Raw genomic sequence first — 13,479 nt, forward strand, 5'->3', positions numbered from 1 at the left:
TTCCGGCCCAATCTGCTTTAGTTTGAGGGTTTGGCTTTCGTGGGATGGGCAATTTCTGCTTTTGCCTCGGCGACAATGTCATTGAATTGTTCCCCGGTCTCGGCAACCATCTCTGAAACAGCGGTATAGGCCACAATACCCCCCTTGAGGACTTCTTTTGCCAAGGGACGAAGCATCCCTCCAATTCCCGAAATAAGTGAAGGGGCTGCCACTGCCGCTACAGCTCCAACCACGGCACCGCCAATTACAGCTTCCATTTGCAGGTTCTCCTTTCAAGCTCATACTTATTCACATTTATCCCACAAAATTTCCACAGGGTCTATATAAATTTTTCTGAACTTTTTTTCAAGGGTTTTTTCATTAGTCTGTGATCTTTTAAAAAATAATCCAACAAACAAATGGGGCTAAATGCCACAAAAATAGGGGACCTTCTGATTGAGCTGGCTGTGAAGTCCCACTTAATGGACTTTCCCGTCCAACACCTGCTTAATGCAGGATAAAGCCGTGTCGAGTTCCCTCCCGAACCCAGTAGGTCTTTCCAGGCCAGATATATTCCATGCCTTGGGGACCGTGGATTTGGATGCCTGTCAGGACGGCATAGTCATTATGCACGGGGTCAACGGTTAATTGGATCATTCTTTCCAGTTCCTCAAGAATCACCTCATATGCAATTTTGGTGAGGCTCAGCAGATCCGGAATGTCACCATAGGTGAGTTTGCGAAACAGGTGTTGTTTTAGCAGGCTTTGTTCGATGTCATCCGGATCAATGCCTAACGAGACGCACCGATTGGCCAGTTCCATCTGGAATCCGTGCAATGCCCCGCAGGCATGGGACGGTTGAAAGCGCCCCGGACGATCATGGCGTCCAATCTCGCCTTGTGCATCCACCCCGATGTGCGGCAGGGCAAAATAGACATAACGTTCACGCCCATCCTCATTCGGCGCATGGTGCTGCGCCGCTAAAAATCCGGTTTTTCCAAGAAAGAGCATGCCGCCCAGACTGGAAAAAATAAAGGCTTCTCCCCAGGTTTTTTTGACCTCCTCTACTAAGGGCAAGGTCAGTTCATCCCGGCACACGCTGACGAAGGCAATCGTGTTTTCAGCGCGGAAGCCCGCAGTCTGCAGAAGATTATACGAGCGTTGGACAAAATCACCTTGTGGTATCGCCTTGGGAAAGTGCGCAGAGAGAACTGTTTCAAAGTTTGCCATGGGTGTGCCTGGCTACATCGGAAGAAAGAAAAATCCAATGCCTAAAATCAGATAGACTCCCAGCAACATCACGCCCTCCATCCAGTGGGATTCGCCATCTTTCGTGAGGTTTCCGTTGACGAGAATCGCGATGACAATGGCCGCAATTTCAAATGGCACGAAAAGCAGATCCAGGGGTTTGGGACCGAGAAGGTAACTGACGAATACCAGCATCGGTGCCACAAACATGATCACCTGGGTACTCGCCCCGACGGCAATGCCCATGACCAGATCCATTTGATTATTCCTGGCAAACCGTATGGAATTCATCAGCTCTGCCGCATTTCCGAATACGGCGAGAAAAATCACACCGGCAAAAATAGGCGTAAGGCCGATGCCTGCGGCTGCGGGCTCAATTGCTCCGGTTAATATTTCGCTCATGAAGGCAATCGCAATGGTGACGGCCGCCAAGATCCCAATGGCCTTGTTTTTACTCCATGCCTCTTCTTGTTCCTCCTCTCCTCGAGGCGTGCCTGCTCCAACCTGTTCTTCGGCTTCCGCGCGAAATAAATGCTGGTGAGTTTTTAGGGTAAACACCAGGCTTAGGACATAGGCGATGAAGAGCACAATGGCGATTTCGGTACTGAGTTCCTCTTCCTGTTTTGACGTGAAATGAAATAGCGCAGGGACCATAAGCCCGACACCCGCGAGTGTTAACAGTCCCGAACTCATCCCGGCCGCCGTCGCATTAAATTTTTGCCGTTCATGGCGAAGGCCGCCGAGGAGTATCGCAAGCCCCATTCCGAGCAGCAGGTTTCCCACGATGGATCCGGTGATGGAGGCTTTGACCACATCGTAGAGCCCGGCTTTCAAGGCGAAAATCGAAATAATCAATTCCGGGGCATTTCCCATCGTGGCCGCGAGTAATCCGCCAAGTGTCGCGCCGATATAGACCGACAGGCTTTCCGTTGATCGCCCCATCAAACCCGCTAACGGCACAATGGCAAGGCCCGAGGCAATGAAGACCAGAATGGGGTTGGCTTCGTACCAGTCAAGTCCTACTGCAATAGGGATGAAGACCAGGAGTAGATTAAGACCCATGGGTGCCCTCTTGAAATGGTTAAGCGAAACCGGAATATCGGCAGTGTACTAAATACCTACCACACTATTCATTACCTGTCTGTATAAAAGTAGTTTTCGCGCACGCTTGAACTCTCGTTGAAGGAGGGATGAACTCAATGTCGCCCAAAGGGAAAGGTTTTACAATTTCGTTACGTCTCAAATCCCGAACCAGAAAATTATAGGCAGCTTTAGGTGAAGGGTGAATATGTTGAGTGTTGGGAATGGAAGGCCTTCAGCACTCCCGACGGTTCCGTCATCCCGGACAATTAGTTGTGGAAGTTTTTTCCTATCGAGTTTATTCCTGACTCCTGGTATTGGAGCAGACAGTATCTGTAGGCCGCGCCTAAGTCTCTAAATGACAAAATTTTCAATCCGGGAGTACCTCACAAATGACAGTGGCGGACATGAAATTTAGGACGTCAAAATGAAATCTTGAGGCTATGGCATATGGCTACAGACTGAATATTTGAGCTATGCTGACGCCAAGTATCCTTGGGTTGATTTGGTTTGACAGGAAAGGCACCCCCTTTTCAGCCGGCCCTGAAGTTTCCCCCCGCATGTATGGACGCGCTGTCGCGCTTCAACATGCAAGGCGAAAGTGGGAAGCAGGCACCCAGAAGGGATTTTTTTGCTTGGTGAGTTGTCAGGAGGGAGGAAACGCATGACCAGACGGGCAACCCAATACTCCTATCCCGTGAGAGTCCATTGCAGATGGACATGGTCCCCGGGGATATGGTCTCTGACGATCGTGATAATGCTCCCGTGGCTTTTGGGTCTGAGTTTAGCGTTGGCGGCAGCTGGGGAAGGCAGCTTGGAGGAGCAGAAACCCCCGATCCTCCGTCTGAGTCTGGATGATGCCCTTGCCATGTTTCTGCGTCAAAATCTGGATCTCCTTAAAACCAAATATGGCATTGATGCCGCAAAGGCCCAACAGATCACCGCCGGACTGTTCCCAAATCCCGAACTCTCCATCAATACCCTCAGCGCCTACACCCAGGATTGTAATTTGAGTAAGTGCGGAGGAATTATGCCGGTTATCAGTCAACTTTTTCTGGTGGCCGGTAAACGCGGGTTCCGTGTTGAAAGTGCGGAGTTCGGGACTCAATCGGCCGAAGCCAATTTTGAAGACACTCTTCGACAATTCAGTTTTGCCTTGAAGGATGCCTATTATCGGGTGCAGGTGGGGCGTCGCCTTTTAAAAGACGATGAACAGAGGTCGGGCCGGATCAATGATGCTATCGAGAAACTCATTGGTTCACCCACAAAGGTACAAGACCCGGAGGATTTAATCCGCCTCCAGATTCGAGCGGTGAAAACACAAGGGGATATCATCCGGGATATTCAACAGATTGATTCGGACCGATCCGATCTCCTGCTGCTCCTGACTCTTCCCCCGGAAACTGAATTAGTCCTAACGACGGATCTAACATTTCAGCCGATCGATCCAGATATTGTAGCTTTGAAGAAGCATGTGGAAAATGCCAGACCGGATCTTCGCGCCAAGCGTCTCTTGCTGGCCAAGCGCCGCTCAGAATCGAAGCTCGCCATAGCGAACCAGTATCCGGATGTGACGGTGGACCTCGGATACAATGTCCAGGGACCTCAAGGGCCCGACAACCAGCAACAATGGACCATTAATTTGGGGATGCCCATCCCCGTGTTCGACAGAAATCAGGGAGGCATCAAGGAAGCCGCTACCAAAGCACATATTGCAGAAGCCGACCTGCGCAAGACCCTCAACGAAGTGCATCACCAAATTAACACGGTCTATCGCCATTTAGGCCAAAGTCGTCTGCTAGTTGAAATCTACCGTGCGGGTGCTTTCGAGGCCGCCCAGGCGCTGTTTGATAGGGTAGAGGATGACTTTCATTCGGGAAAGACGACAATTCTGCATCTGCTCGATGCCTTTCGGACAAAAATAGATATTGACAAGGCCTACATCAACGCTCTCTACGAATATCAACGCGATATCCTCCTCCTCGAAAGTGCCGTCGGGCAGCCAATCAGCTAAAGATCGCCGCCTATGATTTGTTTCCATTATTACATTGTCTTTTCTGTAGGGTTACGCGACCACACCAGGCGTATGCCGGCGATTCGATCATTCGCGAAGGCATGTACCATCATGGGGTTTCTTAGCTTGTTAGGATTGGGAATCCTGGAAAGCGCCACGGCGGGAGAACAGGAAAACAGGCCTGCACGTGGGATGTCCGCGGTCCAGCGTCTGAGCCTGGATGATGCCATTGCCTTGTTTCTCCGTCAAAATCTGGACCTCCTGACCATGAAATATGGCATCGATACCGCGAAGGCCAAAAGAATTACCGCAGGGCTCTTCCCGAACCCCGAATTCTCCATCAATACCCTGAGTTCCTACACACAAAATTGTCAACTCTCTGACTGTGGAGCGATCAGCTCCGTCCTGAGTCAACTCTTTGTTGTGGCCGGCAAACGCGGGTTTCGTATTGAAAGTGCGGAATTCGGGACGCAATCAGCCGAGGCCGGGTTTGAAGACTCCCTCCGACAACTCAGTTTCGCCGTGAAGGATGCGTATTACCGCCTGCAGGTTGCGCGTCGCCATCTGGCTTTCGATAAAGAGACTCGCGATCGCCTCTCTGGTGTGGTGAAAACCATGATGGAGGAATCACACCGGATCGGCTACGGCAAAGATCTCATCCGTCTCAAAATCCAACTGGTGGATGCACAGTATGCGTTGATCCGTGATAGGCAGCAAATTGATTCCGACACCGCCGACCTTCTCCTGCTCTTGACCCTCCCCCCGGAAACTGAATTGGAACTCACGACGGACCTGACGTTTCAGCCGATCGCGCCTGATATACACGCATTGAAGTCACGGATTGATAATTCGCGACCGGATGTTCGGGCCAAACGTCTCGTGTATGCCAAGCGTCGCGCCGAATTGAAACTCGCGTTTGCTATTCAATACCCGGATGTGACGGTGGATCTCGGGTTCATGGTCCAGGGAGCCAAAGGGCCTGACAACCAACAGCAATGGACCTTTAATGTGGGCATGCCCCTTCCCGTGTTTGACAGAAATCAGGGCGGGATACGGGAAGCCGCCACCGTCGTACAGATAGCCGAGGCCGACTTGCGCCAGACTCTTAATGAAGCGCATGCTCAAGTCGATTTGGCCTATCGTCATCTGGTCCAAAGTCGTCGGTTAGTGGAAGCCTATCAAGCTAAGGCATTGGGTGCCGCGCAGGCCCTGTTCGATACCGTGAAGAAGTCCTACGAATCCGGGGACATCGCCATTCTATCCTTCCTTGATGCCCAGCAGACGAAAAACGATATTCAAGAGGCCTACCTGGATGCTCTCTACCATTATCAACGGGATATTCTTCTCCTCGAAAGTGCGGCCGGACAAACAAGTAGTTGAAAAAGATGGTGGGATCGATATTCAATTTCCCTTGACTTTTTAGTAGGCATTGCTGAAACTCTTCCATCTGTTTTCTTGTCGACCGCCCATGTCCTGAGCCTATAATCAGGAGTATTCCCTTACTCAAGCGATGACTCGCATACTTGCCATCACCAATCAAAAAGGCGGGAGTGGGAAAACGACAACCGCCGTGAATCTGGCCGCGACGCTGGGCGAACTCAAGCGTCGAGTGTTATTGGTTGACCTTGATCCGCAGGCCTCAGCCTCCAATTGGTTTGGGATTACCGAAGAGGGGAAAGGCCTCTTCGAGGCCTTTACGGAATCTCGAAATCTCAAGGATCTCATCCATCAGACCTGTGTGCCCTTGGTTGAAATGATCCCTTCTTCCGCCTGGCTGGTGGGGGTGGATAAGGCGTTGGCCGGGGAAGTCGGGGCAGAGATGATTCTCAAACGGCATCTCGCTGAGTTGTCTGATCAATGGGATTATATTCTTCTTGATTGTTCGCCCACGCTTGGCATTGTCACCATCAACGCGTTAGTCGCCGCCAAAGAAATCCTCATTCCTGTCGAGGCCCATGTGATGGCCTTGCGCGGATTGGCGCATTTGCTTCAAACGGTGGAGACGATCCGTTCCAGATTGAACGCGGATTTGGCGATTTCAGGGATTCTGGCCTGTCGGGTCGATGCTCGCACGCGGCATGGCTTAGAAGTGGTTGCCCAACTCCGGGAGCGTTTTGGCAAGCAGGTGTTTCAGGTCGTGGTGAGGGAAAGTATTCGGTTGGCGGAATGTCCATCATTCGGAAAACCCGTGACCCTTTATGATCCACAGGGGAATGGCGCCAAAGACTATCGGAATTTGGCCAAAGAAGTGAAAAGACAGGAAAGCCGAGCAGGAGTATAAGGGGCAAGCATTTTCGCTGTTTTGCAAAGGAGATCTGGTTAATGAGCAAACGAAGCACCATCGGGAACAATCCACTGGATGAGATCATTCCCAACCCATTGGGGACTGCGATCCCTGACCAACATGAAGGTTTAGCACCGTCAGCGCTTCACGACGTTGGGAAGCCGGAAAATGATGCAAAGCCTGCCGGGAAGCAAACGGTGCGAGGTCGTGTTCCTGAAAACAAAACGCAGGGGACACGGCTTCATGCGGTTTCACAGAATGCCGGGCCTCAACGGAAATCTAAAAGCCCCCAGGAGGGTCCTGTATCGGTCGCTCAATTACACGTAGAGGTGCTTCCGGCGACCGGTGAATTCACGGAACGGCTTGTCGAACTCGAAGAGGAGAATCTTTGCCTGAAGTGGGCATTGGGATTGATTCTCGCGCCTCTTGTCCTGTTAGCCTTACTGGGCTAGGTCCGATATGCTCGAATGGCACTCTCCGTCCGACTCAAAAGGGAGGGATGTGTACATGGTCTTCCTAAGAAAAAACTTACCAAACCTTTGTGAAATGGCATTGGCATCCAGGCTGCAGCTCATAGGCCGGTTGCTTAAACAACATCCGCCCTTTGTATCGATTCTGCTCTGAACGGTATCCACTTCCCATTGATTTCGGGCTTCAAGGATGGTGAAAAAACCGATTAGCATTGGAAGGTGCTCCCAGTGCAGGTACATTGTTTCCGGCTACAAGAGCAGGGCTTGCTGCAACTGACCGAGGAAAGACCTTCGTCATCATGGCTCGGGGATGGGATCGTCCGTTTATTGGATATTGATAATCCCGACCTTACCAAAGAGCTGCCTGAGCTTCTTGCACCCTTGCAACTGGATGACGCCTTGATGGACAAAGTCAAATCCCAAGGCGGGGGCGTGGGTGTGGAAACCTTCTCCCACGCCTTGTTTCTTCGATTCCCACGCCCGGCCTTACATGATTTTAAGGATCCCTATATAACGGCCATCTGTGTGCGAGAAACTCTCATTGTCCTTCACAATGAACTCTATTTGCCCCCGGACCAAATTCTCGCGAGGATCGATCGGTTCGGCGGGATCGGAACTTCCACCATCACGGATCTGCTTCTCCATATCCTGTTGTTGGGCATTAATCGTGATATCGAACTGTATCAGCAAACTCGACAGATGATTGCGGAATTGTCAAATGACTTTGACCAGTGTCTCAATACCGATGTTCTCAATGATATTCAGAATCTGACCAATCACGTGAGCCGTCTCCAATCAACGACCGAGGATCGTCTTATTCTTATGGGAAGCTTACTCACGTTGAAATCTTCTTTATTGGATTTGCATGAAGTACGGTTGTATTTTAAGGAAGCCATGAACGAATTAAACCAAATGCAGCGTTGGCTGGAACGTTTAGAGGGTCGGCTGAACGGGTTATCCCAACATTACAATTTGTCACTCCAGAATAGCACGAACAACCGCCTTCGAATCCTGACGGTGATTTCAGCCATCTTTATGCCGCTGACCCTGATTGCCGGCATTTACGGCATGAACTTTCCTAATATGCCCGAACTTCAGATACCCTACGGGTATTTTATCCTTCTTGGTCTCATGGCCGTGATTGGTGGGGGATTGGGAATATTTTTCTATGTGCGGGGCTGGTTTGATTAGAGGCCCTCTTCGATTAGGGGGCTGTTGAAAAAAGCCGCCAGCGGCGTTCTCGCCATTTTCCCGTGCTCACGTACTGAAAGTACGCTCTGCCACCAGAAATATCCTCTTGGGAAAGTCGTTTGGAAGCCTTCCCATTTTCAATCGGTAAACCTATTTGTCAGGGAATGAGTCCTCACCCGGTTCTTTTTCCGTTTCATCTTTGGGTTGCGGGCTGTCTTCAAGTATCGATGCGAACTCATTCCAGGAAATGGCGCCGTCCTGATCCTTGTCGAGTGCTTTTAAGACGCCTTCCACCCATAGGGTTCGGGTCAGGAAATTTCCTATCTTGGCATCGGCGAGGAGTTGCTCCAACGCGGATGAACCGATCTTGGAATCCTGGCCATCGATCGAATCGTAATGGTCGAAACCTTTACGAAAATCACCCTCAAAATTCTCTTTGACCAGCCGACGAATTTTTTTTATCAACTCCTCCTCTTCGGCCCCCACGGCATCTCCTTTCTATCGATTGCAGGGTTTGGCTTCTGCATCAGTCTGGTGTGGTGTTTTTTGAAACTCGAAGATAAAATCATCCGGAGTTTTTAGTCGGAGTTCATCCCCCCGGAAGGTATAGTCAAGGCGAATGTGTTCACGGGCTGGCGATGCGGTCAAAAGGAGAGCATGGCCTTGAATGAGGTAGGTTCCCGAATGGCAAACGCCATCAGGTTCCAGCCATGTGAATGTTCCATGCCGGTCCAGGATCAATCTGACATTCCTGCCTGGGTTGGAGGCCGGCACCCCGGAAAAAAAGGGGGAGGGATGGGTAATCTCAGTGCTTCCCCACGACCCTGTCAAGAGGTGGTCTTGCGTTACACATGCACCAATCCCGACTGCGCAACATACGGCGAACGCCAACCAGAGTCGGCTCAAGCATACCTGCCCTTGTCGATAGGGATTCATCATTCATTCTCGAAGTGGATCGTTGTTGCCTCTGAGGCCAATTATCTCTGAGAGAAAAAACGTGTCCAGAGCGGGGCGAGGAACCAGAAGGCAATCGCGCCATTGACGTTGTTGAAGGAGATGAGAATAGAACCCATCGCAAAAAGTGGGGCGGGGTACATGGCCCACAAGTTCGGGTTTGTCCATAGTTTTGGAGCACCATCCAGATGCCAATCACGTTTGGCAGCCACATATTGGTGGAGGAGCAGCAGGGAAAAACTGGCCAGACCAAGAATTGCGGAGAAAATGATGACGGCAATGGCATCTTCTTCATAATGTCCGAGCAGCGAGGCCGCGTAAGGGATGAGAGATACAAACATCAGATGAACAAAGTTCAACCAGAATGTCTTTTCATCGCATTTCTGGAGATGCTTGAGAATCCAAAAATTTCTCATCCACAAAAACGCCGCCATATAAAAACTGAGTATCCAGGCAGCAAAATTCGGGATCTGTTCCTGCAGGTCGGAAAGTAGCTGCCCTGTAGTCAGGCCCGGAGTTTCAGGCACCTTCAGGTCCAGCACCAGCAGGGTGATCACGATTGCATACACACCGTCAGTGAGAGCATTGAGTCGTTCCAGTGAGGTGAGATGGCCTAAAAAGATGCCTCGACTCCAATTTCTCATTTGCCGGTGGTGTCCTTGAAAATGCGTAGACCCTCACACCTCTTTTGTCTCGTATATCCAGGAGTGTGAGTGACGTATTGTGCGACGATGAAGTGTTGCCCGGCATGGAAAACCAGTGCAATGTTGAAAATATTACCCTATAAAAGACCGGGAGTGCTACTCCGGGGCGTTTGCGATTTAACGGTTATTCCTGAAACACCTCGGAATTGACATGGAGGAACAGCATGAAAATCAAATACGTTAGAGGAGCGTGAAGCGTCCAATGCAGGAAGAGGCGATTTCATATGCGACGATTCAGAGTTGGGTGGGCCTTTGGACCGAACGCGCGGACAAACCTTCGGACTTGTTGTGCAGAGACCTCAATGTCCTCATTCAGTAAAATCCAGGGCGCTTCCTTGGAACAGGGTGTCTCGTCAATGATCCCTCATGAAAAGAGAGATGGTTCGTGTCATTCGGCAGAGAGGGTTTCATTGTGAAGGCCGGATCCTCTGTCTCCCGCTTCCATCGGAATTCGATCCCCCGGTTTTTGTTCGATCCATGTCCCGGCCTGATCCAGGATGGGATTGCATTCCTCATTTTGAATCACTATACCAATGCCCGCCGGGTGGCCGACCGGTTAAATGCCATTCTAGAGGACAGCATTTTTCATCAATGTGATGTTCACTTGGATCATCCCTCCAACAAATCGCCAATAAGAAATTCATCTACCTGTGGATTCGGGAAGAGACATATCGCCGCTCGGGGTGTGAAACGGATAGACGGCCTTCCAATCCTGTTTCATATCTACCACCGTCCACCCTTTGCCTTTCGCTTCGTCCAGTGCCTTATCCAGACGGCCGATGGATGATTTGCGGTCATAGGCCCATTCCCGCTCAGCGTCTGTGTGGTGGATGAGAGCCATGAAGCGTGCTCCGCTTCCGCTTGCCGTCCACTGGAGCATTTGAAGATCGCCGTCTGAGTTGCCGAAGGCAAGGATGGGCCTCCGGCCGATGTGTGTTTGAATGCCGACAGGCTTGCCGTCCTTGTCGTCAATGAAATTGATTTCAGGAAGTTTGACGAGTACCGGATCCCCATCGCGCTCCGCATATTTCAACTTGCCGCTGCTGCCGACGACCTGTTCGGGTGGGATGCCATACACGCGCTCCGTCCACGGCCGCATGAACTCGATGCCGCCGCCGGAAACAATGAACGTCTTGAAACCATGTGTCCGAAGATAGGCCAGCAACTCCAACATGGGCTGATACACCATTTCAGTGAGCAGACGTTCGATCCTGGGATGCTTCGCGGTTGCAATCCAATCTTTCACGGTTGTCTCGAACTCAGCCGTCGTCATTCCCGCGTGAGTGGCCATGACGATTTTGAGGATTGCGTGTTCACCGCCCGCTAGGGCGGCCTTTACATCCCCTTTGAGCAGAGAGGCGAACGGCTCCGTAGTTTTCCACTCGTGATGTTGTGGCGCGAGTGCTTTGACGCGGTCAAGCGCAAAGAACAATTGAAAGTACATGGGCTGTTCTGCCCAAAGCGTGCCATCGTTGTCAAATACCGCGATACGGTCAGCCGGTGAAACAAAATCAGGACCGTGTTTCTTGGTGACTCTCTCCACAAATTCCACAATAGACTTCTTGGTCATGCCGTCATTCCAGGACGGGAGTGAGTCGATGGCGTGGGCGACGGTTGTGATCATCACCAGCGCACAAACGAGCACAGTGGAAAGGAGATTTCGCCTGCCAGCTGAAGCTTTGACGAAGGGAAATGTGCGTGTGGTTTTCATGGTGGGTTTCTATTGAAGGGTATTTGGCTGTCTGGGGCTGAACACGTCACTACGGCGGATGGGGTTCGACCAATCAATTCTGGGCCTTTCATTCAGCATGCATTGCCTGCCGCCGCATTTCTGCAGATTCTTCATTCCCTCCATGTCGACTACTGCATACCAAAATTCCATACTGCGGCTGACCGCAGAAGACGGTCAGCCGCAGGGGGTAATCGTCGAGTCTGCAAAACTTTATTGGGACGAGGTTTCCTTCAGCTTCTCCATTACTTCATCCATATTGAAGCTGGCGGCCTTCTGCCGCTGTGGATAGTCCTTGAACGTTGTCAGGAATTTCCCAACATATCCCTGGGCGGGTACCAACAGGAAGACGTGATCCAGCAGCCAGTCGTAATAGGTATTGGATGTAATATCTGCTCGCTCGTAAGGATCCGTGCGGAGATTGAAAATTTTTGGAACCCGCAAGTTGACGAACGGCTCCGCCCATATACGTAACGTGCCCTGGGTCCTCTGCTCCAGGAACACGATTTTCCAGTTGTCGTAGCGCAAACCGGTCAGTTGCTGGTCGTCGTTGACATACAAGAACGATTCCCGCGGACTCGTCACGGCCTGCCCTGTCAGATACGGCAGGAGGTTGTAGCCGTCAAGGTGGACCTTGTAGGTCATATCGCCGACTTTGTACCCCTTTTGCAGTTTATCCGCCACCTGCGCGTCACCTGCCACGGCCAGAAGTGTCGGCATCCAGTCATGGTGGGCGACCATCTGGTTCGAAACCTGACCCGGGTTGATTTTGCCCGGCCAGCGAACCATTGCCGGCACCCGGTAGGCGCCTTCCCAGTTCGAGTTTTTCTCATTTCGGAATGGCGTCATCGCTGCATCCGGCCAGGTGTTCATGTGCGGACCATTGTCGGTGCTGTACATCACAAAGGTGTTGTCGGCAATGCCCAAATCGTCCAGCACCTTGAGGACCTGACCGACGTTCTTATCGTGGTCAATCATGGCGTCGTGGTAAGGACTCTGCCAGCGCCCGGATTGGCCGACACTCTCCGCCTTGGTATGCGTGCGGAAATGCATGTGGGTAAAGTTTACCCAGACGAAGGCCGGTTTTCCGGCCTTGTTCTGGCGCTGAATAAAGTCAACGGCTCGCTGAGCGATGTCATCGTCGATGGTTTCCATCCGCTTTTTGGTTAGAGGGCCGGTGTCCGTACAGATCTGCTTGCCGACTTTGCCGAACCGCGGATCTACAGTCTGGTCATCCGTGGCGGAGGCCTTGCAGTCCATCACCCCGCGCGGTCCGAACTTGGCACGGAACGCAGGATTTTTCGGGTAGTCGGGAAGCTCAGGCTCTTCCTCGGCGTTGAGGTGATAAAGGTTGCCATAGAACTCATCAAAACCGTGCACGGTAGGCAGGAATTCGTTGCGGTCTCCCAGATGGTTCTTGCCGAACTGGCCGGTGGCATAGCCTTGTGCTTTTAATAACTCGGCAATCGTCGGGTCTTCCTTTTGCAAGCCTAACGTAGCGCCCGGTAAGCCGACCTTGGTCATGCCGGTACGCAAGCCGGATTGACCGGTGATGAACGACGCACGACCGGCGGTGCAGCTTTGCTCGGCGTAATAGTCGGTGAACATCATGCCTTCCCTGGCTACCCGATCGATGTTGGGGGTCTGGTAGCCCATTACGCCGTGGGAGTATGCGCTGATATTGCTTTGTCCGATGTCATCGCCCCAAATGATGACGATATTAGGTTTTGTTTCAGTGGCTTGTGCTGTCGTCAGTCCGCTCAATATCAGCAGGACGGCCAGCCTAAAGGGGGTCAGTAGTGCTTTCATTTCGGCGATGCTCCTTT

The 13,479-nt window shown here is 51.6% G+C and carries 13 protein-coding genes; 5 read left to right on the forward strand and 8 right to left on the reverse strand.

The window, feature by feature from the left end:
* Positions 1-17: 17 nt before the first annotated feature.
* From H6750_06230 to cax, 3 genes are all read right to left on the reverse strand, one after another.
* Entirely contained in the window at positions 18-257 is a 240-nt protein-coding gene (locus H6750_06230; protein MCB9773909.1) for a DUF5132 domain-containing protein, read from the reverse strand.
* 229 nt (positions 258-486) lie between these two features.
* A complete protein-coding gene (locus H6750_06235) occupies positions 487-1,209 on the reverse strand; it encodes a hypothetical protein (protein ID MCB9773910.1) in 723 nt (240 codons plus the stop codon).
* A 12-nt stretch (positions 1,210-1,221) separates the two neighbouring features.
* Positions 1,222-2,289 (reverse strand): calcium/proton exchanger, encoded by a 1,068-nt coding sequence (cax, locus tag H6750_06240; protein MCB9773911.1) that lies wholly within the window; start codon positions 2,287-2,289, stop codon positions 1,222-1,224.
* A 775-nt stretch (positions 2,290-3,064) separates the two neighbouring features.
* On the opposite strand from cax, the gene H6750_06245 reads away from it, so the two are divergent.
* The 5 genes from H6750_06245 to H6750_06265 all read left to right on the forward strand — a co-directional run bounded on the left by H6750_06245 (position 3,065) and on the right by H6750_06265 (position 8,266).
* Complete coding sequence (locus H6750_06245) at positions 3,065-4,321, forward strand: TolC family protein (GenBank protein ID MCB9773912.1); 1,257 nt, start codon at positions 3,065-3,067, stop codon at positions 4,319-4,321.
* A gap of 12 nt (positions 4,322-4,333) precedes the next feature.
* Complete coding sequence (locus H6750_06250; GenBank protein ID MCB9773913.1) at positions 4,334-5,701, forward strand: TolC family protein; 1,368 nt, start codon at positions 4,334-4,336, stop codon at positions 5,699-5,701.
* 130 nt (positions 5,702-5,831) lie between these two features.
* Positions 5,832-6,602 (forward strand): ParA family protein, encoded by a 771-nt coding sequence (locus H6750_06255; GenBank protein ID MCB9773914.1) that lies wholly within the window; start codon positions 5,832-5,834, stop codon positions 6,600-6,602.
* Positions 6,603-6,643: 41 nt separating this feature from the next.
* Positions 6,644-7,057, forward strand: a complete 414-nt coding sequence (locus tag H6750_06260; protein MCB9773915.1) for a hypothetical protein — start codon at positions 6,644-6,646, stop codon at positions 7,055-7,057.
* 246 nt (positions 7,058-7,303) lie between these two features.
* Positions 7,304-8,266 carry a hypothetical protein gene (locus tag H6750_06265; protein MCB9773916.1) on the forward strand — a complete coding sequence of 321 codons (963 nt, stop codon included), beginning with the start codon at positions 7,304-7,306 and terminating at the stop codon, positions 8,264-8,266.
* Positions 8,267-8,416: 150 nt separating this feature from the next.
* Here H6750_06265 and H6750_06270 read toward each other — a convergent pair whose 3' ends face one another.
* From H6750_06270 to H6750_06290, 5 genes are all read right to left on the reverse strand, one after another.
* Positions 8,417-8,752, reverse strand: a complete 336-nt coding sequence (locus H6750_06270) for an EF-hand domain-containing protein (GenBank protein MCB9773917.1) — start codon at positions 8,750-8,752, stop codon at positions 8,417-8,419.
* A gap of 12 nt (positions 8,753-8,764) precedes the next feature.
* Positions 8,765-9,205: a hypothetical protein gene (locus H6750_06275; protein ID MCB9773918.1), complete on the reverse strand. Its 441-nt coding sequence runs from the start codon at positions 9,203-9,205 to the stop codon at positions 8,765-8,767.
* Positions 9,206-9,243: 38 nt separating this feature from the next.
* The gene (locus H6750_06280) at positions 9,244-9,777 is read right to left on the reverse strand and encodes a DUF1211 domain-containing protein (GenBank protein MCB9773919.1); all 534 of its coding nucleotides are present in this window, start codon (positions 9,775-9,777) and stop codon (positions 9,244-9,246) included.
* A 787-nt stretch (positions 9,778-10,564) separates the two neighbouring features.
* A complete protein-coding gene (locus H6750_06285; protein MCB9773920.1) occupies positions 10,565-11,548 on the reverse strand; it encodes a haloacid dehalogenase-like hydrolase in 984 nt (327 codons plus the stop codon).
* Positions 11,549-11,866: 318 nt separating this feature from the next.
* On the reverse strand, positions 11,867-13,462 hold the full coding sequence (locus H6750_06290) for an arylsulfatase (GenBank protein ID MCB9773921.1): 1,596 nt from the start codon (positions 13,460-13,462) through the stop codon (positions 11,867-11,869).
* Positions 13,463-13,479 lie beyond the last annotated feature (17 nt).

The organism is Nitrospiraceae bacterium (assembly GCA_020632595.1).
Taxonomy (GTDB): Bacteria; Nitrospirota; Nitrospiria; order Nitrospirales; family UBA8639; genus Nitrospira_E.

Excerpts from the sequence above, each read along its gene's own strand:
- H6750_06230 (MCB9773909.1), bottom strand. The coding sequence starts at position 257 with ATGGAAGCTGTAATTGGCGGTGCCGTGGTTGGAGCTGTAGCGGCAGTG.
- H6750_06235 (MCB9773910.1), bottom strand. The coding sequence starts at position 1,209 with ATGGCAAACTTTGAAACAGTTCTCTCTGCGCACTTTCCCAAGGCGATA.
- cax (MCB9773911.1), bottom strand. The coding sequence starts at position 2,289 with ATGGGTCTTAATCTACTCCTGGTCTTCATCCCTATTGCAGTAGGACTT.
- H6750_06245 (MCB9773912.1), top strand. The coding sequence starts at position 3,065 with ATGCTCCCGTGGCTTTTGGGTCTGAGTTTAGCGTTGGCGGCAGCTGGG.
- H6750_06250 (MCB9773913.1), top strand. The coding sequence starts at position 4,334 with ATGATTTGTTTCCATTATTACATTGTCTTTTCTGTAGGGTTACGCGAC.
- H6750_06255 (MCB9773914.1), top strand. The coding sequence starts at position 5,832 with ATGACTCGCATACTTGCCATCACCAATCAAAAAGGCGGGAGTGGGAAA.
- H6750_06260 (MCB9773915.1), top strand. The coding sequence starts at position 6,644 with ATGAGCAAACGAAGCACCATCGGGAACAATCCACTGGATGAGATCATT.
- H6750_06275 (MCB9773918.1), bottom strand. The coding sequence starts at position 9,205 with ATGATGAATCCCTATCGACAAGGGCAGGTATGCTTGAGCCGACTCTGG.
- H6750_06285 (MCB9773920.1), bottom strand. The coding sequence starts at position 11,548 with ATGATCACAACCGTCGCCCACGCCATCGACTCACTCCCGTCCTGGAAT.
- H6750_06290 (MCB9773921.1), bottom strand. The coding sequence starts at position 13,462 with ATGAAAGCACTACTGACCCCCTTTAGGCTGGCCGTCCTGCTGATATTG.